We start from the raw sequence: 25,661 nt of genomic DNA, 5'->3' as shown, positions 1-25,661 counted from the left end.
GGAGGAAGGGGATCAGGTTGCAGGCGCGCGCAGCGCGATCCATGCGTCGAGTGCGCACGCGCCGGCGCCCGAGGGCAGCACCGCGACGGGGTTGAGGTCGATCGCTTCGATGTGCTCGCCGTAGAGCTCGCCGATGCGGGCCAACTGCACGAGCACTTGCTCGAAGGCCGCACGGTCCGCCGGCGGCGCGCCGCGAAAGCCGTCCAGCAGCCGCGCGGCACGCGTCTGCTCGACGAGCGCATGGGCTCGGGCAGTGTCGACGGGCAGCAGCGCCAGGCTGCTGTCGCGCAGCAGCTCGACCATCACGCCGCCGCTGCCGGCGATGAGCGCATGTCCGAAGGGCGCCTGGCGCGAGAGGCCCGCGATCATCTCGATGCCCGAAGAGACCATCTCCTGTACCACCACGCCATCGATGCGCGCATCGGGCACACGCTGGCGGACGGTGACCATCATCTCTTCGAACGCGGCGCGGACGTCGGCCTCGTTGGTGAGATGGAGCCGCACTCCGCCGGCTTCGGTCTTGTGGGCGATGTCGGCGGAGTCGACCTTCATCGCGACGGGAAAGCCGATGGCCATGGCGGCCTGCGCCGCCTGCGCGGCATCGGCAGCGCGGGACTCGCGCGTCACGCGGATGCCGTGCTCCGACAAAAAGCGCTTGGCCTCGTATTCCGACAGCGGCTGGCCGGATGCGAAACGACTTGTCCACGCGGGGTCTGCCGCAGCCGGCGCGGCGCTGGCGGACTCGGCTTCGGCGTCGGCCTGCCACGCATGCCAGGCCAGGAAATGCGCGATGGCTTTCAGCGACGCACGCGCGCCCTGCAGAGCCGCGACCTGCGTGCCAGCCAGCGGCGCGATGGTGGCAGGATGCAGACCGCCGCCGATGTTGCTGTAGAAGACGATCGGCTTATCGACCTCGCGGCTCACCTGCGCGGCGGCGTCGGCGAGCGCGCCGTAGTTCTTCGCCGCCTGCGGGCTCAGCCCGGGCGGGCAGTCCTGCGACACCGCCAGCGTCGCGACCTTCGGGTCGGCGAGCAGGATGCGAATGGCGCCCGCGTACATCGCCGGATCGCTGACCGCGGTGCCGGTCGCATCGAGCGGATTGCCCGGCGTGGCATACGACGGCAGGCATCGGCGCAGGGCATCGAGCGTGGGGGCGCCCAGCGCGGCGAATTCGACACCGGCCTCCTGGGCCAGATCGCAGGTCAGCGCCACTTCGCCGCCGCTGATGTTGATGACGGCGATGCCTTCGCCGGACGGCGCCGGGTTGTCTTGTGCCATGAGCGCGCAGGTTTCGATCAGCTCGTCCATGTCGTCGACCAGCACCACGCCGGCGCGGTGAAAGAAGTCGGCTGCGGCCGCATGCGAGCCCGCGAGGGAGCCCGTATGCGCCGCCGATGCGGCAGCACCTGCAGCCGATCGCCCGACCTTGAGCACCACCACCGGCTTGCCGGCCTCGCGCATGCGGCGCGCCGCCTCGACGAAGCGTGCGGGATGCCGCACCGATTCCATGAAGAGCGCTGCGACGCGGGTGGCCGGATCGGCCGCGAAGAAGCCGAGGTAGTCGTCGACGTCGAGCATGGCGCCGTTGCCCACCGACACGACATGGCTCAGGCCGAGGCGGCCCGTGCTGCTCAGCGCGACGCAGGCCGAGCCGGAATGCGAGGCCACCGCCACCGCGCCGGCCTGCTGCGGCACCGGCAGCGGCGCGCTGTACAGGGCCATGCGGCCGTGCACGTTGCTCAGGCCCAGGCAGTTGGGCCCGCACACGATCAGTCCGGTGCGTTCGCACAGCTCGGCGAGTTGCGCCTGCAGCGCGCCGCCCTCTGCACCGGTTTCGGCGAAGCCGCTCGCGAAGACGACGGCCGCGCGGATGCCGCAGCGCGCGGCCTCGTCGAGCGCTTCGACGACGCGATCGGCCGCCAGCGCAACCGCGACGCAATCGGGCACTTCGGGCAGGCTGCGCAGGTCGCGGAAGCAGCCCAGTCCTTCGACTTCGACGGCGCTCGGATGCACGGGGAAGATGCGGCCCGGGTAGCCGACGGCGATGAGATTCTTCATCACGCGATGGCCCAGCGCTTCGGGGCGCGTCGAGGCGCCGAGCACGGCGACGGAGGCGGGCCGCAGCAGCGGCGCGAGGTCGGGCATGGTCATGCCGGTGGCCTTGAACATCGAGGGATTCCTTTCCGCAACACGCCGTGGAGTCATGGCGTTCGAGTGGCGTGAAAGCGAATCTATAGACGCTCAATGCGCCTCGCAATCATCGATTAATTCCATTTGTGTTCTCGTTGCGAGAACACATGGCGATGCCGTGGGGTGCGGATCTACCGCCGGGAGGGCGCCTTCAACGCCGCATCGATCTGCGCCACCATCGCAGTCGCCGCCACCGGAAGATGTCGCCCCTTGCGCGCTATGCACACCAGCACCTGTGGCCCGATCAAGGCCTCGCGAATCGGCACGAAGGCGGCCTCGTGCCGCTCGCGCGCATGGTGAAACAAGTGCTGCGTGAGGATCGCGATGCCCACGCCGGCTTGCGTCGCGCTGCGCATGATCTCGTACGAATTCGTCGTCAGCACGGCACGCGGCTTGACGCCCACGCGGGCGAACATCAGGTCCAGCGTGGCCCGCAGCGCGAGCGAGCTGTCGGGCATCACCAGGTCGTATTCGGCGCATTCGCTCAGGCGCACCGAGCGGCGCTTCGCGAGCGGATGATCGCGCGGCACCATCACGCCGCTGTCGACGTTGCGCCGGATCAGGACATTCAGGTTCTCGTTCAGCTGCGGGTTGAAGGCCACGGCGAAATCGATCTCGTCTTCCATCACCAGTTCGACCAGCCGCGTCGAGCTGCCCGCGGTGACGCGGTAGTCGATTTCCGGGTGCGCCTTTTTGAAGCCGATCAGCAAGTGCGGCAGCAGCTCGCGCCAGATGCCTTCGTTGACGCCGAAGTCGACCGTGCCGCGCCGCAGGCCCTGCAGTGCGTTGAGCTCGCTTTGTGCCGCGGCCAGCTCGCTCATCGCGCGCTTGACGTGGTGCAGCAGGATCTCGCCCGCAGCCGTCAGCTTGAGTCCGCTGCGCCCCCGGCCGCGCTCGAACAGCAGCGTGCCGAGCTGGTCTTCGAGGTGCTTGACGTGCCGGTTGATCGCGGACACGGCGATGTGCGTCTGCTCGGCCGCCTGACGGAACGACCCGGCCTTCGCCACCTCGTGGAAGTAGCGCATCGCCACGGGATGCTTCAGGGAGAAGGCGGGTTCGGTCGGCACGGGTGTCCTCGAATCGTGGAGGGGCGGTAAGCCCCGAGGTATAGCTGATTCGGCCCGACGGTCTAGGATGGCTGCCGGAGGTGCCCGCATGACCATGACCCGTCCCGCTGTCCTCGACCTGATCGGCAACACGCCGCTGGTGCCCGTCACCCGGCTGGACACCGGGCCCTGCACGTTGTTCCTCAAGCTCGAATCGCAGAACCCGTGCGGCTCGATCAAGGACCGCGTGGGCCTGGCGATGATCGACGCGGCCGAGCGCGACGGACGCCTGAAGCCCGGCGGCACGGTGGTCGAGGCCACGGCCGGCAACACGGGCCTGGGCCTCGCGCTGGTGGCACGCGCCAAAGGCTACCGCGTCGTGCTGGTCGTGCCCGACAAGATGGCGACCGAGAAGGTGCTGCACCTCAAGGCGCTCGGCGCGGAGGTCCACACCACGCGCTCCGACGTCGGCAAGGGCCATCCCGAGTACTACCAGGACTACGCGGCGCGCGTCGCCAAGGAAATACCCGACGCCTTCTTCGCCGACCAGTTCAACAACCCCGACAACCCGCTCGCGCATGCGTCGAGCACCGGCCCCGAGATCTGGCAGCAGATGGGCCACGACGTCGATGCGATCGTCGTCGGCGTCGGCTCGGGCGGCACCGTCACCGGCCTGACGCGCTACTTCCGCGAGGTGCAGCCCGGCCTCTTCTTCGTGCTGGCCGACCCGGCCGGGTCGGTGGTGGCCGAATACACGCGCAGCGGCACGGTTGGCGAGGCCGGCTCGTGGGCCGTCGAAGGCATCGGCGAGGACTTCATCCCCGGCATTGCCGATCTCTCCGGCGTGAAGAAGGCCTACTCGATCAGCGATGAAGAGAGCTTCGGCACCGCGCGCGAGCTGCTGCGCGCCGAGGGCATCCTGGCCGGCTCGTCCACGGGCACGCTGCTCGCGGCCGCGCTGCGCTTCTGCCGCGAGCAGACGAAGCCGCTGCGCGTGGTCAGCTTCGTGTGCGACACGGGCACGCGCTACCTCTCGAAGGTCTACAACGACCAGTGGATGCTCGACCAGGGCCTGCTCGCGCGCGAGCGCTTCGGCGACCTGCGCGACGTGGTCTCGCGCCGCTTCGAGGACGGCAGCGTGATCAGCGTCGGGCCAGACGACACGCCGCTCACTGCCTTCCAGCGCATGCGCCTGGCCGACGTGTCGCAGCTGCCGGTGCTGGAGGGCGAGCAGCTCGTCGGCGTGATCGACGAGTCCGACCTGCTGCTGAGCGTGCATGCCGATGCGGCGCGCTTTCGCGCCAGCGTGAAGGAGGCCATGACCGACCTGCCCGACACCTTGCCTTCGAGCGCCAGCCTGGCCGAACTCGAAGCGGTGCTCGACCGCGGCCTGACCGCGATGATTTCGGACGAGGCCGGCTTCCACGGCCTCATCACCCGCACCGACCTGCTCAACCACCTGCGGAGAAAGCTGAAGTGAGCCAAGACAACGACACCCAACACGATCGCGACCTCGACTTCGCCACCCGCGTGATCCACGCCGGCCAGTCGCCCGAGCCCTCGACCGGCGCGATCATGCCGCCCATCTTTGCCACGTCGACCTACGTGCAGCAGAGCCCCGGCGTGCACAAGGGGCTGGACTACGGGCGTTCGCACAACCCCACGCGCTGGGCGCTGGAACGCTGCGTGGCCGACCTGGAAGGCGGCTCGGCCGCGTTCGCCTTCGCCTCCGGCCTGGCGGCGATATCGACCACGCTCGAACTGCTCGACGCCAACGCGCACATCGTCTCGGGCGACGATGTCTACGGCGGCACCTTTCGCCTCTTCGAAAGGGTGCGCGCGCGCAGCGCCGGACATCGCTTCAGCTTCGTCGACCTGACCGACCCCATGCGATTGCTGCAGGCGCTGACGCCCGAGACGCGCATGGTGTGGGTCGAAACACCCACCAACCCGCTGCTGCGGCTGGCCGACCTGCGCGCCATCGCCGCGATCTGCCGCGAGCGCGGCATCCTCTGCGTGGCCGACAACACCTTCGCCAGCCCCTACGTGCAGCGGCCGCTGGAGTTGGGCTTCGACATCGTCGTGCACTCGACCACCAAGTACCTCAACGGACATTCGGACGTGATCGGCGGCATCGCCGTGGTGGGGCGCGAGGATCGCCACGCGGAATTGCGTGAGCGCTTGGGCTTCCTGCAGAACTCGGTGGGGGCGATCGCAGGACCGTTCGACAGCTTCCTCACGCTACGCGGGGTGAAGACGCTGGCCTTGCGGATGGAACGACATTGCGCCAACGCGCTGGCGTTGGCGCAATGGCTGGAGACGCAGCCTCAGGTGGCGCGCGTGCACTACCCGGGATTGCCTTCGCATCCGCAGCACGCGTTGGCGAAGCAGCAGATGGCGCAGGGCTTTGGCGGGATGATCTCGCTCGACCTGCGCACCGACCTGGCCGGCGCGCGGCGCTTTTTGGAGGCGGTGCGCATCTTCTCGTTGGCTGAGAGCCTGGGGGGCGTGGAGAGCCTGATCGAGCACCCGGCGATCATGACGCACGCGACTATTCCGGCTGAGACGCGGGCGCGGTTGGGGATTGGGGATGGGCTGGTGCGGTTGTCGGTGGGCGTGGAGGCGCTGGAGGATCTGCAAGCGGATCTCACCAGCGCATTGGACATGATCAGCCGCCCATAGGGGCGCTGCGCAGATTGTGTGTTCCGCACCATTAGGAGCTCTTCGGGCGATGACTTCGCGAAGTCGAGCAATTGCGCGAAGCTCTGCTGCATGTCCTATACGTGCTTTTTATTTTTTTCCTTGAGCAATCCCAGATTTTTGGCGATGGCCAGCACTGATTCTGGCGTTTGCTGCCGAATGTCTCTAAGGATCAATTGATTCATCAGATGCCGGTATTTCGAACGCGGCGCGCGAATGTCAAGGGAGTATTTCTTGCCACGTGACAAGTTTCCTGTTATCAGCATAACCGCGTGTAGAAGCTTTTCCGCCTTTTGATCGCCCAGCGGCATTGTTTGCACTCCTTTCCAGATCATGAAATATTGATTTTCTTGCTCGCGCGCGAGTATTTCTCTCATGTGATCTTCAGTTATGTTTTCTTCGGAGATCTTTGGCTCGTAATACGTGGATAGTTGTCTGGCGTAATTGATGTATTCTTCATACGCTTCGGTGTCTTTGAGTTGTTGTTTAAGTGAAATTTGTGCTGAATTTATTTTATTTCGTTCCATTAGATTTTGCATGAGACCCCAACACATGCGTAAGGAAGAAGTGATGGGTTGGAGTCGAATAAGAGTGTGATTCTGCGAAATATCCAGTTCCGATGCGTCTATCTTGTCAAAAGCCTCTTGGGGCAGGTGCAATTCTCGGATTGACTTATTGTGATTCAGCACATTAACAAGCGCGACGACGAGGTTTTTGTCGAAGGTTGGGTTGTCGGCGAGTTCAATGATTGTTGGGCCTGTCCCGACGCCCTGTTCTTCGCGCCTTGCGATTAATTCATGAATTGTTTGCAGATCGCTTGAAGTCAACTCACAATCATTAAAACTAAATTCAACAATACGCGATCTTCCGGTGGAGTTGATGAGATCGGCCATTTTGCCCTTGAGGTTATGCTGGCCATCGAGTTTCAGTTCCCTCAGTTGCGTGCATTGTTTTACCCCTTCGATCATGATCGAAATGTGGCTGGGCATCAGGGTGCCAAATTTAATGTCCTCGATTCCCTGATTCCCGTATAAGCCCCAAATTCCGGTGTTGGAGAGATTCAAGCATTCGAGACATTCCGCGTGAGGCAGCAATTTCAAAAACTCACTGATTCCGCCGCTGAAAGACGTTTGGCTCAGATCCAGGGACGTCAGTCGATGCAGAAACGAAGGCGTATTAGCCAATGCCGCCACGAGGTTGTCCGCGTGCTGCCTCGTCATCATCATGCCCTTTAATGCAAGGCTCGTGATACCGCGCCCCGCCATTTTTTGAAGCACCTGCTCGCACGCAAACCTGTCGTGGGTGCTTTCAATCAATTGTTTCGTAAGCTCGCTAGCAATATTTGGTTCGTTACTTACTGAGAGGTCAGTAGGTGTATCGAGGGGTTGCGGCGGAAGCGAATTTCTATATGAGTTTTTAAGTATTTTTTGGAGAATCATGACGTTAGCGATCTCACCGGCGAAATTGCCAGCGGCACTATGTGGCACTTGTTGACCCAGGAGTTCCGCGTTGGCGTGGCTACGCCAGGCGCAGTTAATTGGTGCTCAACGTTGCAGGTCGCCCGCGAGACTGGCGAGTGTTTCCGCAGGAATCACGCCCTGCGCAAGGTAGTTGGTGTGGTCACATCCGACCCTGACCTGCGCCCCGGCCCGCACTGCCGCGCACTGCGAATCGCCAAACTCGAAGCGCAGGAAATGCACCGCTGAGGTCTTCTGCTCGTTCTCACGCTCGAGGTCTTCATCCGCAATCGCATAAACGCGCGCATGCCCTTCGACCTCCACGAACACCCGGTCCTCCACCCCGATCAACCGCGCCAGCTCGCGCTGCCGCTCGGGCACCTCGGTGTACTCGATCAGCATGGTCGCCTTCCAGTTGCTCCCATCGGGCACCAGCGGCAGGTAGGCGTCGATCTCGCCCTGAATGCCTTCTTCCTCGAAGATCTTCTCGATGTGCAGCATCTCCTGGATCTGGCGGCGGATGGTGACCTCGTCTTCGAACTGCACGCTCACATGCTCGCCCAGTCGCACGGTGCGCAGCTTGCGGTGGGCGATGAATGCCGCCGCGCTGGACTTGCGGACCTTGGCATAGGCCTCCAGCGTCATCAGGCTGTCGCGGGTGATGGTCATGGCAGCTACTCCAGCCCGTAGGCGATGCGCATCAGGCTCAGCGGATGCTGCAGCCTGGCGGCGGGCAGTCCTTCGTGGCCCATGCCCTGCGCGATGTGGTGGCCGGCCAGCGCACAGTCGCTGCTGATGTAGTCGGGCTGGTCCTTGCCCATCGACTTGAACACCGGCTTGCCGATCTTCATGGCCACCGGGTGGTAGGGGGTCTTCACGCCGTAGGTGCCGGCGTGGCCTGAGCAGCGCTCGACCGTGTTGAGCTTCACGGGCACGGTCTGGCCGATGAGCTTGAACATCTCCTCGGTCTTGCGGCCGATCTTCTGCACGCGGCCGTGGCAGGGGATGTGGTAGCTGACCTTGTCCAGGCCGGCCTTGAAGTCGGTCTTGAGCAGGCCGTCCTTGTGGCGCGCCACCAGGTACTCGAATGGGTCGAACATCGCCTGCTGCACCAGCTTCACGTCCGCATCGTCGGGGAAGAGCAGGGGCAGTTCCTGCTTGAACATCAGCGTGCAAGACGGAATGGCCGTGAGGATCGCGAAGCCGTCCTTCGCGTACTTCGCGAGCACGGGGATGTTGGCCTCCTTGTGCTTCGCCACGCCCTCCAGGTCGCCCAGTTCCAGCTTGGGCATGCCGCAGCAGCTTTCCTTGTCGACGATGGTGTAGGGAATGCCGTTGTGGCGCAGCAGCTTGATCAGGTCGAAGCCGATGCCGGGCTCGTTGTAGTTGACGTAGCAGGTCGCGAAGATGGCCACCTTGCCCGGTGTGCGCTCGCCATCGACCACGGGCTGCGCCTTGTCGTCCTTGGGCGCGCTCCAGCGAAAGCGCTTGGTGGCCAGGTCGGGCAGCCAGGCATCGGGGTGCACGTGCAGCGCACCGTCGAGCAGTTTGCGCATCGGCTTCGTGCGGTTGAGCGCGTTCACTGCCTGCACCACCACCGGAATGCCGGCGAACTGGCCGTGCACGTCGGTGGAGGCCAGCAGCTTCTCGCCGCCCGCGACGCCGCCGTTGCGGAACTTGATGGCCTTGGCGCGCAGCATGGTGTGCGGGAAGTCCACGTTCCACGGATGCGGTGGCACGTAGGGGCACTTGGTCATGTAGCAGAGGTCGCACAGGTAGCACTGGTCGACCACGCTGCCGAACGCCTTGGGGTCGACGCCGTGCACCTCGCCGTCTTCGGTGGCGTCGACCAGGTCGAAGAGGTTCGGGAAGGCCTGGCACAGGCTGACGCAGCGGCGGCAGCCATGGCAGATATCGAAGATGCGCGTCAGTTCGCGGTCGCAGGCAGCCTGGTCGTAGAACTCGGGGTTCTTCCAGTCCACCGGATGGCGCGTGGGCGCCTCGAGATTGCCTTCTCGATTCGTCATGCAAGGACTGCGGTTGCGCGCGCCGACGACAGGCAGGGCGCGCACTGCGCGCCGCTGCACCGGTGCCGGCCGCCGCGCGACCGGGTCAGTCGACCAGCGCCTCGAGGGCCTTGCTGTAGCGGTTGGCGTGCGAACGCTCGGCTTTGGCCAGCGTTTCGAACCAATTGGCGATTTCGTCGAAGCCCTCGTCACGGGCCTGCTTGGCCATGCCCGGGTACATGTCGGTGTACTCGTGGGTTTCGCCGGCCACGGCGGCCTTCAGGTTGAGGCGGCTGTCGCCGATCGGCAGGCCGGTGGCGGGGTCGCCCGAGCCTTGCTCGAGAAACTCGAGGTGACCATGTGCGTGGCCCGTTTCGCCTTCGGCTGTGGAGCGGAACAGCGCCGCGACGTCGTTCTGGCCTTCGATGTCGGCCTTGTTCGCGAAGTACAGGTAACGCCTGTTGGCCTGGGATTCGCCTGCGAAGGCGTCCTTCAGGTTCTGCTCGGTTCTCGAACCTTTCAATTCCATGGCTTTCTCCTGGGAGTGGCTAGGGTTGTGCAAGTAGAACCGTCGCGGCCGGCCGAAGAGGTGGCGGGCACACGGCGCCCCCGCAGCCTACGCTAGTTGTCGTCGGGGCGGCAATACAAAGCCTCAATTGGGGTCATTGAGGCTGGCAATCGCACGGCACGGCATCGCATCGCCATCGCCATCGCCATCGCAGACGCTGCCGATGAGCAGCATCACGGCAGCACGGCCTCGCGTAGCTGAGGGAAGACCTTCGACACCTTGCCCAGCAGGTAGTCGCCATAGATGCCGTCGAATGCATGCACGTTGGCCCGGTCCCAGCGGGTGGCGCTGTCGTCGACCAATGCCGGCCTGGGTAAACCCTCGATCGGCTTCACGCGCGAGTGGTAGTTGGGATCGAAGAACAACGGAAAGGACAAGCGGTCGCGCCCAGACGTATTGCGCAGCACACGGTGCGGCGTCGAGCGATAGAGGCCGCCGGTCATGCGGTCGAGCATGTCACCGATGTTGATGACGAAGGCATCGGGGATCGGCGTGGCGTCGATCCAGCCCTCGGCCGTGCGCACCTGCAGGCCGCCGATGTCGTCCTGGCGCAGGATGGTGAGCAAGCCGTAGTCGGTGTGCTCGCCCACGCCCCACGCCACGTCCAGGCCTTCGGGCACCGGCTGCGTGGGGTAGTTGAAGAGCCGGAACAAGATCAGCGGGTCGGCCGTGTAGCGCTCGGCGAAGTAGCCGGCGGGCAGGCCCAGGCTCAGTGCGATGCCTTCCATCAGCACGTGGCCCAGGCCTGTGGCCGCGGCCATGTAGTCGAGGATGGTCTCGCGCAGGCCCGGCACGGCCGGGAACAGGTTGCGGCCATGAACGGGCGTGCGTGCCAGCACCAGCGGGTCGTCGTCCGGCAGCTCGGTGCCGAGGTACAGGCCCTCCTTCCAGTCGGGCCGGCCCGAGGTCAGCTCGCCGCCGGTCGGAAAGAACCCGCGCCATGCGCGGCCGCCGAGCGCCATGCGCCAATGCATCTTGGTGGCCTCGGGCAGGGCGAAGAAGTCGCGGCTCAGGTCTTCCAGCCGCTGCGTGAGCGCACGATCGACGCCGTGGCCGGTGGCGTAGAAGAAACCGTGCGCGCGGCAGGCTTCGCCGATCTGCGCGGCGACCGCGGCACGCTCTGGCGCGCGTGCGACCAGCGGCGCGACGTCGATCACCGGGAGCGAACGCGAAGAGCTCATCGAATGCAGGCTATCAGACTCGAACTCAAACGGCATGGGCAAAGGGCGTGCGGATGTCGGCAAGGAACTGCTGCGCGCGCGGGTGCTGCGGGCGGTTGAAGAAGTCGTCGGGCGTGGCGCGTTCCAGCACGCGGCCGGCGTCCATGAAGAGAACGCGGTCGGCCACGTCGCGCGCGAAGCCCATCTCGTGCGTGACGACCACCATCGTCATGCCCTCGCGCGTGAGGTCGCGCATCACCAGCAGCACCTCGCCGACCATTTCGGGGTCGAGCGCGCTGGTGGGCTCGTCGAAGAGCATCAGCGGTGGCTGCATCGCCAGCGCCCGCGCGATCGCCACGCGCTGCTGCTGCCCACCCGACAGTTCGGTCGGGAAGGCATCGGCCTTGTGCGCCAAGCCCACGCGTTCGAGCAGGGCCATGGCGCGCTCGGTGGCCTCGGCGCGCGAAAGCCCGCGCAGCGCGATCGGCGCCAGCGTGCAGTTGCCGATCACCGTCAGATGCGGGAACAGGTTGAACTGCTGGAACACGAAGCCGATGCGCGAGCGGAAGTCGTTCAGGTCGATGTCGCGCGCATGGATGTCGCGCCCGTCGACGATGATGCGGCCGCCCTGGATCGGCTCGAGCCGGTTGATGGTGCGGATCAGCGTGGACTTGCCCGAGCCCGACGGGCCGCAGACCACCACCACCTCGCCGCGCGCGATGGTCTCGCTGACCTCGACCAGCGCGTGGTAGCTGCCGTACCACTTGTCGACCTTGTCGAATTCGATCATGCGGGTGCCTTCGGGGCCTCGCGGGCCGTGGTGCGCTTGCCGGTCCGCGCTTCGAGCCAGTAGGCGAAGCGCGACAGCCCGAAGCACAGGATGAAGTAGGTGAGGCCCAGGATCAGGTAGACCTGGACCGGCTTGGTGAAGACCTGCGTGTTGATCTGCGATGCGATGAACGACACCTCCGCCAGGCCGATGATGTAGCCCAGTGACGTTTCCTTGATGGTCGACACGAACTGGTTCACCAGCGACGGCAGCATGCTGCGCAGTGCCTGCGGCAGCACCACGAGGCGCATGGTGCGGCCCCAGCCCAGGCCCAGCGAGCGCGCGCTTTCCACTTGCCCGCGCGGCAGGCCCAGGATGCCGGCGCGCACGATCTCGCCGATGTAGATGCCGTCGAAAACCACCAGCGCGATCAGCATGGTGGTGAACTGGTCGGTCTTGACGCCGGTCACGCTGGGCAGGAAGAAGTAGGCCCAGAACACCACCATCAGCAGCGGCGTGCCGCGCACCACGAAGGCCACCGAGGTGACCGGCCAGCGCAACCAGCGCCAGGGGCTCACGCGCGCCAGGCCCAGCAGCAGGCCGAAGGGCAGTGCGAGCACGAGGCCCAGGGAGGCCAGCACCACGGTCAGCGCGAGTCCGCCCAGCGGGCCATTCGGGTACTGCCCGATCAGGAAGTAGACCCAGTAGTCGCGGATGAGGTCGATCACGTCGCGTGCCCCGGTTTCACATCGCCCTCGGCGGATAGCGGTACTGGTACCAGCTGGCCGCGCCGGTGATCAGCAGCGACACCGTCAGATAAGCCGCTGTGGCGAAGGCGAAGGACTCGGCGCTGCGGAATGTGGCGCTTTCCACCTGTCCGGCCTGGTACATGAGCTCGGCCACGCCGACGACGGTCGCGATGCTGGTGCCCTTCCAGAGATTGAGCGTCTGCGAGATCAGCGGCGGCACGGTCACGCGCAGCGCCTGCGGCAGGATGACGCGGCGCATGGTCGCGAGAAAGCCGAAGCCGAGCGCCCGGCCTGCTTCCATCTGCACCGCGGGGATGGCGCGGATGCCGCTGCGGATGTCCTCGGCCATGTACGCCGCCGTGTAGAGGCCCAGCGCCACGATGGCGCTCATGGCCTCGATGCGGCCGGCATAAAGGCGTTCCTTGATGCTGTCGGGCAGCAGCTCGGGCGCGCCGAAGTACCAGAACAGCATGTGGGCCAGCAGCGGGATGTTGCGGATCGACTCGACATAGGCGAAGCCGATCCCGCGCAGCGCCGCGACCGGCGACAGGCGCAGCAGCGCCACCGCCAGGGCCACCGGCAGCGCTAACGCGAGCGAGGCTGCGAGCAGCTGCAGCGACAGCAGGAAACCCGCGACCAGCATGTCGTGGTACTGGCCGGACACCAGGAGCGAATAGTCGAAAAGCGGCATGGGCGATGAGATGCCGGTGCCCCGGCGTGAGCGCGGGGCACATGGTACGCATCCGCGGACGGGGGCGGTGGGCCGCCCCGTCCGTTGATCAGCGGATCAGCGGATCAGCGGATCAACTGTCGATCTTGTCGCTCTCGATCTTGAAGTTGCGCTTGTCGAAGCCCGACTTGGTCTTCGGGCCGTACCACTTGATGAAGATCTTGTCGGCCTCGCCTGATTTTTCGAGTTCGCGCAGCGTGTCGTCGACGACCTTCTTGAGGTCGGCTTCGCCCTTCTTGATGCCGATGGCCAGCGCCTCGGTGCTCAGGTTCTGCGGCAGCACCACGTACTGCGTCTTCTGCGGGCCCAGCTTGGCATAGCTGTTGAGCAGCGCGGCCTCGTCGTCGACGTAGCCCACGCCCTTGCCCTGCTGCAGCGCCTGGAAGGCCTGCTGGCTGGTGTCGAAGGTCACGACGTCGGCCGTCGGCACCGCCTTGCGGATGTTCGGCTCTTGTGTGCCGCCGCGGATGGTCAGCACCTTCTTGCCGCCGAGCTGCGACACCTCGGTGATGTTGCTGGTCTTCTTGACGATGGCCTTCTGGCCGGTGACGAAGGTGGTGAGCGAAAACTCGATCTGCGCCTCGCGCTCCTTGTTGTGCGTGAGGCCGGCCGCGACCAGGTCGACGTGGCCCTGCTGCAGCTCGGGAATGCGCGCGGCCACCGCGATCTGCTTGAGCACGGGCTTCACGCCGATCTTCTTCGCGATGGCGTTCACCAGGTCGACCTCGTAGCCGATGATCTCGCGCGTCTTGGGGTCGATGAAGGTGGCGGGCTCGTCGGTGCCGAGCACGCCGACGACGAGCTGGCCCTTCTTCTTGATGTCGGCCAGCTGATCGGCCTGCGCGATGGTGCCGATGAGCAGGGTGGCCGCAGCGAGGGCGGTGGCGGCGAAGGCAAAACGCATCTCTTGTTCTCCAGAGCAAAGGGGGCAGGCACCTTAGCAACAAAAGCCTTCGCGGCGAAATACCGCATTCACATATGCATACTGCCGACATGCAGATTCAAGAGAAACCACCCTTCGACACGCCCTTCGAATGGATCGGCGGCGAAGACAAGGTCCATGCGATGGTCGAACGGTTCTACGACCTGATGGAGCTCGAGCCCGCCTATGCACGGTTGCGGGCCGTCCATGGCCCTTCGCTGGACAACGCGCGCCAGCGGCTGTTCTGGTTCCTCTGTGGATGGCTCGGCGGGCCCCAGCACTACACCGACCGCTTCGGCCATCCGATGTTGCGGGCGCGGCACATGCCCCAAAGCATCGGCGGCCATTCGATCGGCATCAAGGAACGCGACGAGTGGCTGGCCTGCATGGGCCAGGCGATGGAAGAGACGGGTGTGCCCGAAGGCTTGCGGGCACGACTTCGCGACTCGTTCTTTCAAACCGCCGACTGGATGCGCAACCGCAACGGTTGAAGAGCGGCGTCAGCGCCGCGTCGGCGTCAACAGCACCACAAGCGCCCCGGCCCCGCCCTCGGCCGGCTTGGCCTGCACGAAGGCCAGCGTCTCGCTCTTCTGTATCAGCCAGCGCTGCACCTTGGCCTTGAGCACTGGCTGGCGCCCCGGCGAGCCGAGCCCCTTGCCGTGTACCACGCGCACGCAGCGCACGCCCAGCTTGCCGGCCTCGCGGATGAAGCCGCCCAGGGCTTCGCGCGCTTCGTCGCTGCGCATGCCGTGCAGGTCGATCTCGCGCTGGATGCTCCATTCGCCGGCGCGCAGCTTGCGCGTCACCTCGGTCGGAATGCCGGGGCGGCGAAAGCTCATCGCGTCGTCGGCGTCGAGCAGGGTGGTGACGTCGAACTCGTCGGACAGCGACTCGCGCAGCACGCGTTGCTCGTCGAGCTGATGCTGCACCGGGATCGGCGCAGGCGGCTCGGGTGCCAGCGTCACCGAGGCGTTGCGCCGCAACGGCTGAGTGGTGCCGACGGCACGGGCGAACAGGTCTTGCTCCGCGGCGCGCTTCGCCTCGGCCGCGGCGCGCGCGGCTGCTTCGGCAGCTTCGCGTTCGCGCTGATCGGCCAGCGTCTTCTGCACGCCCTTGAGGTCGGAAAGGCTCTTGAGTGCGGGGGGCTTGCTTCTGGGCATGACCCGGCCGAGCATACGCGCCCGGGCCCGGCGGCAGCGTCAGACCAGCCCGCGCTCCGCCATCGACAACGAGCGGCCGGGTGCCACGATCACGTGGTCGAGCACTTGTACGTCGATGAGCGCCAGGGCGGCCTTGAGCGCGTTGGTCAAGGCTTCGTCGGCCCGCGAGGGCTCGACGCAGCCGCTGGGGTGGTTGTGCGCCAGGATCACGGCGGCCGCGTTGTGGTGCAGCGCCCGCGCCACCACTTCGCGCGGGTAGACGCTGGTCTGGGTCAGCGTGCCGCGAAAAAGCTCTTCCAGTGCGATCAGCCGGTGCCGGGCATCGAGAAAGAGCGCCGCGAAGACCTCGTAAGGCCGTGCTGCGATCTGGAGCTGGATGTGCTGCTTGACCGTCTCGGGGCTGTCGATGACCGCGCGCTGCTTGAGCTCTTCGGCCGAGGTGCGACGGGCGATTTCGAGCACGGCGAAGATCTCGGCCCGCTTGGCGTTGCCGCCCAGGCCCTTGATGCGGCGCAGATCGTCGACCTTGGCGTGCAGCAGGCCGGCCAGTCCGCCGAAGGAATGAAGGATTTCCTGCGCGAACTGCAGGACGTTCTTGCCCTGGGTGCCGGTGCGCAGCAGCAGTGCCAGCAACTCGGCATCGCCCAACGCACCCACGCCTTGCGTCATGAGTTTTTCACGCGGGCGCATCTCCAGGGGAATTTCGTCGAAAGACATGGCTGGAATGGGCTCTTGGGCCGCTCCCTAAAATACGGGCCCCGAGTCTATAGCGATCCCCGACCGTGTCCTCCACCTCTTCCGCCGCCGTCGTCGCGCCCGGCTCCTTCCTCACGCTGCACTACCGGCTCGCCGGGCCTGCTGGCGACATCATCAACACCTTCGGTGCCAAGCCGGCCACCCTGTCGCTGGGCACCGGGGAGCTTTCGCCGGCGATGGAGCAGCGGCTGATCGGCCTGGCGGAAGGCACGCACACCACGTTCGAGCTGCCGCCCGGCGAGGCCTTCGGCGACCGCAATCCCGACATGCAGCAGTGGGTGGCGCGCACCCTGCTCGCCAAGATGGGCGACCCCGACGAGCGCTATGCGATGGGCGACGTGGTGCAGTTCCCCACGCCGGACGGCACCGGCAGCTATGCCGGTGCGGTGGTCGAGATCGGCGAGACGGCGGTGCGCTTCGACTTCAACCATCCTTTGGCAGGCCAGCCGGTGAGCTTCGAAGTGCAACTGATCGGGGTGTTGTGAACATGGCCAACGTGCAAGAGGTCATCCTTGCCGAACCGCGCGGCTTCTGTGCCGGCGTCGACCGCGCGATCGAGATCGTCGAGCGCGCCATCGTCAAGTTCGGCGCGCCGATCTACGTTCGCCACGAGATCGTGCACAACACCTACGTCGTCAATGATCTCAAGGCCAAGGGCGCGATCTTCATCGAAGACCTGGCCGAAGTGCCGCCGGGCGCGACGCTGGTCTTCAGCGCGCACGGTGTCAGCAAGGCGGTGCAGCAAGAGGCGCGTGCACGGGGCTTCGAGATCTTCGACGCCACCTGTCCGCTGGTGACCAAGGTGCACGTGGAGGTCGCCAAGCTCGCGAAGGAAGGCTACGAGTTCATCATGATCGGCCACAAGGGGCATCCCGAGGTCGAGGGCACGATGGGCCAGCTCACCAGCGGCATCCACCTGGTGGAAGACGTGGCCGACGTGGCGCGGGTCCAGCCCGCACAGACAGAGAAGCTCGCGGTGGTCACGCAGACCACGCTGTCGGTGGACGATGCGGCCGAGATCTCGGCCGCGGTGCGTGCGCGCTTTCCGAGCGTGCGCGAGCCCAAGCAGCAGGACATCTGCTACGCCACGCAGAACCGGCAGGACGCCGTCAAGCTGCTGAGCCCGCAGGTGGACCTGGTGATCGTGGTCGGCAGCCCGACCAGCTCCAACAGCAACCGCCTGCGCGAACTGGCGCAGCGCCTGGGCACCGAGAGCTACATGGTCGATTCGGCCGACGAGCTCAAGCCCGAGTGGTTCGAAGGCAAGAGCCGCGTCGGGCTGACTGCGGGCGCCTCGGCACCCGAGATCCTGGTGCGCGAGGTGATCGATCGCGTCAAGGCGCTGGGCGCGGTGTCGGTGCGCAAGATGGACGGCATCGAAGAAACGCTGAAGTTCCCGCTGCCCAAGGGCCTGAAGCTGGACGACAAGTCCGCGCCGGGGCACATCTCGTGAGCGCCGACGACGTGGTGGTCGACTGGCGGCACGACATCGATTCGGCCGCCGCGCGCTTCGAGGCGCGCGTGCCGGGTTTCGTCCGCCGCACGCCCTTGTGGAAACTGCCCGGCCGCGCATTGGGCATCGCGGTGCCCGGCGTCGAGGTCTGGCTCAAGCTCGAACATTTGCAGGTCAGCGGGAGCTTCAAGGCACGCGGCATGACGAACCGGCTGCTCGCCAACGAGATACCGGCCGCCGGCGCCATCGTCGCCTCGGGCGGCAATGCCGGTATCGCGACCGCAGCCGCGGCGCAGGCGCTGGGCGTGCCCTGCGAGGTCTTCCTGCCGACCGTCTCGTCCGAGGCCAAGCGCGCCCGGTTGCGTGCGTTGGGCGCGAACGTGGTCGTCGGTGGCGACGTGTATGCCGACGCGCTGGCCGCCTGCCTCGCCCGGCAGCGCGAGAGCGGCGCGTTGTTGACGCATGCCTACGACCAGCCCGAGGTGGTGGCCGGAGCCGGCACGCTGGGCCGCGAAATCGAGCAAGAGGGTGGCCTGCCCGATTCGGTGCTGGTCAGCGTCGGCGGCGGCGGCCTCATCGGCGGCTTGGCGGCCTGGTTCGAGCAGCGCAGCCGCGTGGTGGCACTCGAGCCCGAGCGCGCGCCGACGCTTTACCGCGCCCGCGAGGCCGGGGCGCCGGTCGACGTCGAGGTGAGCGGCATCGCGGCCGATGCGCTGGGTGCACGGCGCGTCGGCGGCTTGTCGTGGGGCATTACCCAGCGCCATTTGCACGACGCCCTGCTTCTGTCCGACGACGCGATCCGCGCCGCGCAACTGTGGCTGTGGAACGAGCTGAAGCTGGCCGTGGAGCCGGCCGCGGCACTGCCGCTGGCGGCGCTTCACACCGGCCGCTACCAGCCGGGCGAGGGCGAGAAGGTCTGCTTGATCGTGTGCGGCGCGAACGTGGACCCGGCGACCCTGGCCGGTTGACGGGGCGACAGGGAGAGGGCGCGGGGCCGCGCCCCACCTAAAATCGCCGGATGCTTGACATCACCCTGTTGCGCAAGGACCTCGCTTCGGTCGTTGCCCGCCTCGAAACCCGCAAGAAGAACCAGACCTTCCTCGACGTCGCCAGCTTCAGCGCGCTCGAGGCCGAGCGCAAGACGCTGCAGACCCGCACCGAAGAACTGCAGGCCCGCCGCAATGCGCTCAACAAGCAGATCGGGCCGCTGAAGGCCAAGGGCGAATCGGTCGACGCGCTGATGACCGAGGTCAATGCGCTCAAGGCCGAGCAGGAATCGTCCGCCACGCGCCTCGAACAGATCCAGCCGGAACTGCAGGCGCTGCTGTTCGCCGTGCCCAACCTGCCGCATGCGAGCGTGCCCGTGGGCGAAGACGAGCACGCCAACGTCGAGGTGCGCCGCTGGAGCCCCGAGGGCGGCAACGGTGGCGACGCGCGCGCGCTCGGCTTCGAGGCGCGCGACCACGTCGACCTGGGTGCGCCGCTGGGGCTCGACTTCGAAACCGGCGTCAAGCTGGCGGGCTCGCGCTTCACCGTCATGAAAGGCCCGATCGCACGGCTGCATCGGGCGCTGTCGCAGTTCATGCTCGACATCCAGACGCAGCAGCACGGCTACACCGAGTGCTACGTGCCCTACGTGGTCAATGCCGACACACTGCGCGGCACCGGCCAATTGCCCAAGTTCGAGGGCGACCTGTTCGCCGCCAAGAAGGGCGGCCAGGAAGGCGAGCCCGCACCCGACCACTCGGCGCTTTACCTGATCCCCACCAGCGAGGTGCCGCTTACGAACTTCGTGCGCAACGAGGTGGTGACCGAGGCGCAACTGCCCATCCGGCTGACCGCACACACCCCGTGCTTCCGCTCGGAAGCCGGCAGCGCCGGCCGCGACACGCGCGGCATGATTCGCCAGCATCAGTTCGACAAGGTCGAGATGGTGCAGATCACGCATCCGGAGAAGAGCGACGAAGCGCTCGAGGCCATGACCGGCCACGCCGAGGCCGTGCTGCAGGCATTGAACCTGCCCTATCGCGTGGTGCTGCTGTGCACCGGCGACATGGGCTTCGGTGCTTCGAAAACCTACGACCTCGAAGTCTGGCTGCCGGCGCAGAACACCTACCGCGAGATCAGCTCGGTGTCGAACTGCGATGCCTTCCAGGCGCGGCGGCTGCAGGCGCGCTTCAAGAATGCGCAGGGCAAGAACGAACTGGTGCACACGCTCAACGGATCGGGCCTGGCGGTCGGGCGCACGCTGGTGGCCGTGCTCGAGAACCACCAGCAGGCCGACGGCTCCATCGCGGTGCCTGAAGCACTGCGGCCTTACCTGGGCGGTCTCGGCGTGCTTCGGGCCTGAAAAAGCAGCCAAAACTGCTGCTAGAATCGCGGGCTCGACAAGAGACCAGACACCGGAGAGGTGGCAGAGTGGTCGAATGTACCTGACTCGAAATCAGGCGTCCGTGCGAACGGACCGAGGGTTCGAATCCCTCCCTCTCCTCCAGACAACCCGCCTCGCGCGGGTTTTCTTTTGCCCCGGCGACTTCGCAATCGACATGCGTTCTATCAGGGGCGCCATCGAGAACAGCGTTTCCTCGGGGCCGACACGGAACGATGAAGGCATGCGCGGCATGCACGGGGTGCAGCAACATCGCTGCGCCTCGGGCGTTCCGCATTTCGCAACGCTGATGTCGATGCCGCGAGGCTAGTGAAGAACGGCCTGCCAGCCTACGATCTTCCGTACACAAGGAGAACGATCATGCAAGCCGTCGCCAGCCCCACCACCACCATCAGGCGCATCGTCTATCGCACCCGCGGGCACAGCCATGGCGGCATTACGCGTCTCATGAGCCCGTCCGACCTGGGCGAGAGCCTGAAGCCCTTCGTCTTCCTCGACATCTTCGACATGGAACGTCCGATGCTCGACGCGATGCGCGCCGGCGCGGGCATGTCCATCCATCCCCATTCCGGGATCGCGACCGTGACCGTGCTGACCGAGGGACGCATGAAGTTCGACGATCCGTCGTCGGGTACCGGGACCTTGTCGTACGGCGGTGTCGAATGGTTGCGCGCAGGCAGTGGCGTGTGGCATGGCAAGGAACTCACGCCAGACGACGTGAACTTCGTGCAGGGCTTTCAGCTTTGGCTCGCGCTACCGCCCGATCTGGAGAACGGCGAACCGGAGAGCCGCTACATCGAGTCGCAAGGCATCCCGACTGTCGGACCGGCCAGGATCATTCTCGGAACCCATGCAGGGGTGACCAGCCCGACGCCGGCTCCGTCAGGCATCAACTACCTGCTGGTGACCTTGAAGGCCGGTGAGTCGTGGACCTATCAGCCGCCGGCCGGCCACTCGATCGGCTGGCTGGCCCTGGCAAAAGGAGCCCTGCAGGCCGACACCTCCGTGCGTGCGGGTGACATGGTGGTCTTCGAAGACGCAGAAGCCGCGATCACTGTGCAGGCAGGGCCGGAGGGCGATGCAGTGTTCGTGATGGCCTCGGCCGTTCCGCACCCGCACGAACTGCACCTTGGAAACTACTCGGTGCACACGTCCGCGCAGGCGCTGGAGGCCGGCGAGCGTCGCATCGAAGAACTGCGTCAACGCATGGTCGCAGCGGGAAACCGTCGCACCAGCACCGGCAACGTGCCTGTCTTCCGCTGACGCGCGACGGCGTTGACCGTCCCGCAGGGCCGGCTCATCGTCGTTCCGACAACTGCTCGCAGTGTTCGATCAGGAACTCGGTCAGCACGCGAATCTTGCGTGCGGGATGCTGGCCCGGCGGTCGCACGACATACGCACCCGCTGGCGGCGGTGGGTAGCGCTCCATGATCGGCACGAGCGCGCCAGAAGCAACGTACTCGTGAGTGAGCCAGTCGGGCAGGTACGCGATGCCGATTCCCGCGACTGCAGCGGCCACCAGGGCCGTGCCGTTGTCGGCCTTGAAGCGTCCCTGCGGCCGAACGCTGATGATTCGGTCGCCATCCATCAATTGCCAGGCTTCGGTGCCCTGCATCAGGGCCTCATGGCCGGACAGCTCATCCGGTGTTTCGGGGGCGCCATGTTTGCTGACATACCCCGGGCTCGCCACGAGCTTGCCGTAGATGGGGCCGACGCGCCTCGCGATGAGGTTGGAGTCTTCGAGATAGCCCACACGAATTGCACAGTCGTAGCCTTCCGCGATCAGGTCGACGAATCGATCGCTGTAGCAGGTCTGGAGCTGGAGCAAGGGGTGGCGTCGGGCCCATTCCGCGAGCATGGGCGCGAAGTGGGTCGGCCCGAACGTCAGCGGCACAGCGATCCTCAGGCGGCCGCGAAGCTCGCCTGAAGGCCGGATCGTTTCGATGGCTGTGTCGATCTCGGCGCAGACCCTGGCCGCATGGTCCCGGAACGTGGCACCGGCTTCGGTGAGCGCCGCGCCGCGCGTGGATCGCGCGAGAAGCTGGACACCGAGTTCCCCCTCGAGCCGGACCAGCCGCCGGCTCACGATCGACTTGGAAATTCCCAGCCGAACGGCAGCCGGCGAAACGCCCCCGGCATGGGCAACTTCGACGAATGTACGCAGGTCCTCGATGTCCAATCTGGCGTTCCTTTGACGGCGACACAGTTCGACGAATGATGGTACTACCGCGTGCTGCGCGAGACCGGAATACTGGCTGCAGGCGACGACGCCACGAAGGCATCGTCGCCCGGAACCCATCCCGCCATTCCGCATGCAGCGGCAACACAGGAACCCATCAATGACTTCTCGCAACGGTCTTTCTTCACTTCTTCGTCCGGAAGATTCGATCCTCGTCCTGATCGATCATCAGCCTTACCAACTTGCGAACTTGAACAGTCACGAACCGCAGATGGTCATCAACAACACCGTGGGCCTGGCAAAAGCCGCCAAGGCCTTCGGTGTGCCCACCATCCTGACCAGCGTGATCGCCGAACGAGGCGGCCTCCTCTTTCCTCAACTCACCGAGGTCTTCCCCGGCCAGGAGGTGATCGACCGTACGTTCATCAACACCTGGCAGGACAAGACGGTGGTCGACGCCGTCAAGGCAACCGGCCGCAAGCAACTGATCATCGCGGGTCTGTGGACCGAGGTGTGTGTCGCGATGCCGACGATCCAGGCCCTCGGCGAAGGCTGGGACGTCACCGTCGTCACCGATGCTTCCGGCGGCGTGTCGGTCGAGGCGCATCAGGTCGCCATCCAGCGGATGATCGCAGCCGGCGCGAACATGCTGACCTGGCTCGCGGTGGCGTCTGAATGGCAGCGGGACTGGGCTCGGACCGAAAAAGCCGCCGAACTGACGAAGGTGATCACGCAACATGCCGGCGGCAGCGGCATCGCGTACCTCTGGGAGCAGCAGTTGCTCAACACGCCGGTGCCCGCCAGCGCCTGATAAGACGATGCGAGGGGCATGAAACGCCCCTTTCGTATCGGGCAGAAGCGCCTGCAGGGCAATCATCGTTGCGGGCTCTCGTGGCATCGACGTGGTGCCCCCGCCTAGAGCAGCGACTCCGGAATCAGCAGCGACTGGATGTAGAGCTTCAGGCGCGTCCAAGGGTCCGAGCCGGGCTCGGTGTCGATCACCTCCAGCTGCTTGCGTTCATCGGTCCAGACCCATTCCAGATCACGGCTGGAGTCCTGCTTGAGCCTGACCTGGTAAGAGGCCTCCTGCTTGAGCAGCTCCAACAGGCCGATCGCTTCAGCGGCCAGTTCGGGGCTTTGTGCGAGCAACCCGAATTCCGTGTTCAACGACTCCGAGCGTGGGTCCATGTTCACCGAGCCGATGAACATCTGCTTGCGGTCGATCACCGCGGCCTTGGTGTGCAGACGCAGGGGCGCGCTGCCGACCTCACCGGGCAGAAGCAGCCGCCGGCCGAGGCTCGGGTGCAGCTCGTGGATCTGCACGCCGGCCCGCAACATGTTGTCGCGATAACGCCGGTAGCCGGTATGCACGACAGGCTCGTCCGTGGCCGCCAGCGAGTTGGTGAGCAGGCTGATTCGCACGCCATTCTTGCGACTGGTGCGCGCATGCTCCAGCGCCTCCGGGCCTGGGACCATGTAAGGCGACGAGAGCCAGATCTCGTGCTGCGCAGCACGGAACTCGGTCGTCAGCAGCACGTGGCTGTTGTCCAGGAGCGCGCCGCTCGGCAGGCGGTGGCTCTGCCGCTCGCCCCAGGCCTTGGCCGGCGAGTCGGCGAAGGCCTGGGCAGCGCCGTACACCATTCGCACCGACCCCGCGCGCAGCTCGTCGGCCACCGGCAAGCGGCCCGATCGATCCAACCCGCGAAAAGCCGGCGGATCAGGCGTGTCGACGCCATCGACGCGCTGATCGAAGGCTTGCCGCAGGGATGCGAAAGATGCGACCGGGCGCAGTACCGATGCAGCGGTTCGCACCTGTTCGGCATTCCAGTACTCGTCGAACAGGCTGGACATCTGCGCGACTACCGGCCCAGCCACGAGCATGTCGAAATCGAAGAAGTTCGATTGGGTGCCGCGCATGAAATATTCGTCGCCGAGGTTTCGCCCGCCGGTCACTGCCAGCACGCCATCGGCAACGAAGAGCTTGTTGTGCATGCGGCGGTTGAGCCGCGCGAAGTCCAGCATCGCGGCCGCAAAGCGCTTGGCCATGCTGCCGCGCGTGGGGAAGGGGTTGAACAGGTGGATCTCGACGTTCGGGTAGGCGTCCAGCCCCTCGAGCAGCGGCTCCAGCCCGTCCGTGTACAAGTCATCGAGCAGCAGCCGGACGCGCACGCCGCGCCGCGCGGCGTCGCGCAACTCGCGCAGCACCAGCCGGCCGGTGGCATCGTCGTGAAGGTGGTAGTACTGCAGGTCGAGCGAGCGCTGCGCGCCGCGCATGAGCGCGAGCCGGGCGTCCAGCCCGCCCGGACCGAGCATCAGTCGAAAGCCGCTGGCGCCAGCCGGTGCATCGGCCATGGACGCCTGAGCGACGTGGTCCAGCCGGGCTTGCGATCCTTCGGCGGAAATCGCGACGGTTCGCAGGCGAGGGCTCTGGTCGGGCAATGTGCTGCAAGCGCCGAGCCCGAGCGCCATCGCCACGATGCCGGCATGAACACAGGTTGCGAATAGATGCGGCGAGCGATGAGACTGCGCCGACTCTGGCGAGGCGATAAGACGTGCTCCGGTTGCGTTGAGATAGCGCCGAGGTGTGCCTCGACCGTGACGGTCGAAGCTCGTCTCGCGAGGCTCGCCGAAGCGTCGAACCGATTCCGCTTGCAGGCTGGCGTGATGATGCTGCGCCCTCACGCGCCAAGGTAGCCCCGGAACCGGGGACGCTGTGTCGCCCGAAGTGGAACGATCGGCTGCTAGCCCGCCACGTCGCCGCCCAGCGCCTGGGCGACCCACGCCCGCGACAGCGTGCCGTTGCGTATCGCTTCGAAGGTCTCGCGCTCGCAGGTCATCATGTGCAGGCAAGCCTCGATCGCGGCGGGCGCGCTGGCCTGCGGCACGAAGACAACGCCGTCGAGGTCACCCACGACCAGGTCGCCGGCGCGGACGACGGCGTCGCCCACCGTGACCTCGCCGTTGATTTCACCGTTGCCCGTGCGCATGGGCCCGCGCGGCGAGACGCTGCGCGAATAGACCGGCAGCGGCCCCTGGCGCAGGTAGTCCAGGTCGCGCACCGCGCCGTCGACCACGAAGCCGGCGACCCCGCGTGCGTGCGCCCAGCGGCCCATGACTTCGCCGACCAGCGCGCGCTCCGCGCCGGCGGCACCGTCGATCACGATCACGTCGCCGGGCTGTGCAAGATCGATCGCATGCTGGGCCAGCAGGTTGTCGCCGGCGGCCACGCGCACGGTGAGCGCAGGCCCGCACAGCACGCCGGCCACGGCATGGCGCGGCACGAGGCCGAGGGCGACTTGCACTTGTGGCAGGCTGTCAGCCAGGTTGGCCGTCGCGCAGGCGCGCAGCGCCTCCACGAGCGCGGCGGGCGGTGGCGGCGGCGCGGTCAGGATGCGGTGCCGCGGTTCCGCGCGCATCGGCGACGCGC

General features: G+C 66.2%; 25 protein-coding genes and 1 tRNA gene. 10 read left to right on the top strand and 16 right to left on the bottom strand.

Annotated elements, in window-relative coordinates; all coding sequences use genetic code 11:
• Positions 1–12: 12 nt before the first annotated feature.
• Entirely contained in the window at positions 13–2,169 is a 2,157-nt protein-coding gene (locus B0W80_RS11910) for an acetate--CoA ligase family protein (RefSeq protein WP_256856551.1), read from the bottom strand.
• Positions 2,170–2,321: 152 nt separating this feature from the next.
• Positions 2,322–3,257, bottom strand: a complete 936-nt coding sequence (locus B0W80_RS11905; protein WP_076999345.1) for a LysR family transcriptional regulator — start codon at positions 3,255–3,257, stop codon at positions 2,322–2,324.
• Between the two features lie 94 nt (positions 3,258–3,351).
• On the opposite strand from B0W80_RS11905, the gene B0W80_RS11900 reads away from it, so the two are divergent.
• The gene (locus tag B0W80_RS11900) at positions 3,352–4,716 is read left to right on the top strand and encodes a cystathionine beta-synthase (RefSeq protein ID WP_218668892.1); all 1,365 of its coding nucleotides are present in this window, start codon (positions 3,352–3,354) and stop codon (positions 4,714–4,716) included.
• On the top strand, positions 4,713–5,918 hold the full coding sequence (locus tag B0W80_RS11895) for a PLP-dependent aspartate aminotransferase family protein (protein ID WP_076999343.1): 1,206 nt from the start codon (positions 4,713–4,715) through the stop codon (positions 5,916–5,918). The genes B0W80_RS11900 and B0W80_RS11895 overlap by 4 nt, the downstream gene beginning before the upstream one ends.
• A gap of 95 nt (positions 5,919–6,013) precedes the next feature.
• Here B0W80_RS11895 and B0W80_RS11890 read toward each other — a convergent pair whose 3' ends face one another.
• The 9 genes from B0W80_RS11890 to B0W80_RS11850 form a co-directional block, all read right to left on the bottom strand.
• Positions 6,014–7,375: a hypothetical protein gene (locus B0W80_RS11890; protein ID WP_143684584.1), complete on the bottom strand. Its 1,362-nt coding sequence runs from the start codon at positions 7,373–7,375 to the stop codon at positions 6,014–6,016.
• Between the two features lie 105 nt (positions 7,376–7,480).
• Positions 7,481–8,062 carry a DUF3501 family protein gene (locus B0W80_RS11885; protein WP_076999341.1) on the bottom strand — a complete coding sequence of 194 codons (582 nt, stop codon included), beginning with the start codon at positions 8,060–8,062 and terminating at the stop codon, positions 7,481–7,483.
• 5 nt (positions 8,063–8,067) lie between these two features.
• Complete coding sequence (locus B0W80_RS11880; protein WP_076999340.1) at positions 8,068–9,420, bottom strand: (Fe-S)-binding protein; 1,353 nt, start codon at positions 9,418–9,420, stop codon at positions 8,068–8,070.
• Between the two features lie 85 nt (positions 9,421–9,505).
• Positions 9,506–9,928, bottom strand: coding sequence for a rubrerythrin family protein (locus B0W80_RS11875; protein ID WP_076999339.1), 423 nt, complete (start codon positions 9,926–9,928; stop codon positions 9,506–9,508).
• A gap of 212 nt (positions 9,929–10,140) precedes the next feature.
• Complete coding sequence (locus B0W80_RS11870) at positions 10,141–11,148, bottom strand: isopenicillin N synthase family oxygenase (RefSeq protein WP_076999338.1); 1,008 nt, start codon at positions 11,146–11,148, stop codon at positions 10,141–10,143.
• 25 nt (positions 11,149–11,173) lie between these two features.
• Positions 11,174–11,917, bottom strand: coding sequence for an amino acid ABC transporter ATP-binding protein (locus tag B0W80_RS11865; protein ID WP_076999337.1), 744 nt, complete (start codon positions 11,915–11,917; stop codon positions 11,174–11,176).
• On the bottom strand, positions 11,914–12,624 hold the full coding sequence (locus tag B0W80_RS11860) for an amino acid ABC transporter permease (protein WP_076999336.1): 711 nt from the start codon (positions 12,622–12,624) through the stop codon (positions 11,914–11,916). Before B0W80_RS11860 ends, B0W80_RS11865 begins: the two co-directional genes overlap by 4 nt.
• A gap of 16 nt (positions 12,625–12,640) precedes the next feature.
• Positions 12,641–13,336 (bottom strand): amino acid ABC transporter permease, encoded by a 696-nt coding sequence (locus B0W80_RS11855; RefSeq protein ID WP_076999335.1) that lies wholly within the window; start codon positions 13,334–13,336, stop codon positions 12,641–12,643.
• A 112-nt stretch (positions 13,337–13,448) separates the two neighbouring features.
• The gene (locus B0W80_RS11850) at positions 13,449–14,279 is read right to left on the bottom strand and encodes an ABC transporter substrate-binding protein (RefSeq protein ID WP_076999334.1); all 831 of its coding nucleotides are present in this window, start codon (positions 14,277–14,279) and stop codon (positions 13,449–13,451) included.
• A gap of 89 nt (positions 14,280–14,368) precedes the next feature.
• Between B0W80_RS11850 and B0W80_RS11845 the strand changes: the two genes are divergently transcribed.
• Positions 14,369–14,788 carry a group II truncated hemoglobin gene (locus B0W80_RS11845; RefSeq protein WP_076999353.1) on the top strand — a complete coding sequence of 140 codons (420 nt, stop codon included), beginning with the start codon at positions 14,369–14,371 and terminating at the stop codon, positions 14,786–14,788.
• Positions 14,789–14,797: 9 nt separating this feature from the next.
• Here B0W80_RS11845 and B0W80_RS11840 read toward each other — a convergent pair whose 3' ends face one another.
• Entirely contained in the window at positions 14,798–15,457 is a 660-nt protein-coding gene (locus tag B0W80_RS11840) for a Smr/MutS family protein (RefSeq protein ID WP_076999352.1), read from the bottom strand.
• A gap of 39 nt (positions 15,458–15,496) precedes the next feature.
• Positions 15,497–16,174: a DNA repair protein RadC gene (gene radC / locus B0W80_RS11835; RefSeq protein WP_076999333.1), complete on the bottom strand. Its 678-nt coding sequence runs from the start codon at positions 16,172–16,174 to the stop codon at positions 15,497–15,499.
• 65 nt (positions 16,175–16,239) lie between these two features.
• Between radC and B0W80_RS11830 the strand changes: the two genes are divergently transcribed.
• The 6 genes from B0W80_RS11830 to B0W80_RS11800 all read left to right on the top strand — a co-directional run bounded on the left by B0W80_RS11830 (position 16,240) and on the right by B0W80_RS11800 (position 21,318).
• Positions 16,240–16,698, top strand: coding sequence for a peptidylprolyl isomerase (locus B0W80_RS11830; RefSeq protein WP_076999332.1), 459 nt, complete (start codon positions 16,240–16,242; stop codon positions 16,696–16,698).
• A gap of 2 nt (positions 16,699–16,700) precedes the next feature.
• Positions 16,701–17,666 (top strand): 4-hydroxy-3-methylbut-2-enyl diphosphate reductase, encoded by a 966-nt coding sequence (gene ispH, locus B0W80_RS11825; protein WP_076999331.1) that lies wholly within the window; start codon positions 16,701–16,703, stop codon positions 17,664–17,666.
• Between the two features lie 35 nt (positions 17,667–17,701).
• Entirely contained in the window at positions 17,702–18,634 is a 933-nt protein-coding gene (locus tag B0W80_RS11820; protein WP_373038562.1) for a threonine/serine dehydratase, read from the top strand.
• Positions 18,635–18,684: 50 nt separating this feature from the next.
• A complete protein-coding gene (serS, locus tag B0W80_RS11815; RefSeq protein ID WP_076999330.1) occupies positions 18,685–20,016 on the top strand; it encodes a serine--tRNA ligase in 1,332 nt (443 codons plus the stop codon).
• Positions 20,017–20,070: 54 nt separating this feature from the next.
• Positions 20,071–20,160 (top strand) — tRNA-Ser (locus tag B0W80_RS11810).
• Between the two features lie 255 nt (positions 20,161–20,415).
• Positions 20,416–21,318 carry a pirin family protein gene (locus tag B0W80_RS11800; RefSeq protein ID WP_076999328.1) on the top strand — a complete coding sequence of 301 codons (903 nt, stop codon included), beginning with the start codon at positions 20,416–20,418 and terminating at the stop codon, positions 21,316–21,318.
• A 34-nt stretch (positions 21,319–21,352) separates the two neighbouring features.
• On the opposite strand, the gene B0W80_RS11795 is transcribed toward B0W80_RS11800, so the two are convergent.
• Complete coding sequence (locus B0W80_RS11795) at positions 21,353–22,234, bottom strand: LysR family transcriptional regulator (RefSeq protein WP_076999327.1); 882 nt, start codon at positions 22,232–22,234, stop codon at positions 21,353–21,355.
• A gap of 160 nt (positions 22,235–22,394) precedes the next feature.
• On the opposite strand from B0W80_RS11795, the gene B0W80_RS11790 reads away from it, so the two are divergent.
• The gene (locus tag B0W80_RS11790) at positions 22,395–23,045 is read left to right on the top strand and encodes a hydrolase (RefSeq protein ID WP_076999326.1); all 651 of its coding nucleotides are present in this window, start codon (positions 22,395–22,397) and stop codon (positions 23,043–23,045) included.
• A 104-nt stretch (positions 23,046–23,149) separates the two neighbouring features.
• On the opposite strand, the gene B0W80_RS11785 is transcribed toward B0W80_RS11790, so the two are convergent.
• Entirely contained in the window at positions 23,150–24,586 is a 1,437-nt protein-coding gene (locus B0W80_RS11785; protein ID WP_179106892.1) for a phospholipase D family protein, read from the bottom strand.
• A 389-nt stretch (positions 24,587–24,975) separates the two neighbouring features.
• On the bottom strand, positions 24,976–25,650 hold the full coding sequence (locus B0W80_RS11780) for a hypothetical protein (RefSeq protein ID WP_076999350.1): 675 nt from the start codon (positions 25,648–25,650) through the stop codon (positions 24,976–24,978).
• Positions 25,651–25,661: the final 11 nt, after the last annotated feature.

The sequence above is a fragment of the Variovorax sp. KK3 genome, from assembly GCF_001984055.1.
In the GTDB taxonomy this organism is placed as follows: Bacteria; Pseudomonadota; Gammaproteobacteria; order Burkholderiales; family Burkholderiaceae_C; genus Variovorax.
The sequence above is the reverse complement of the archived record's forward strand: the minus strand, read 5'-3'. Positions and strand labels throughout refer to the sequence as shown.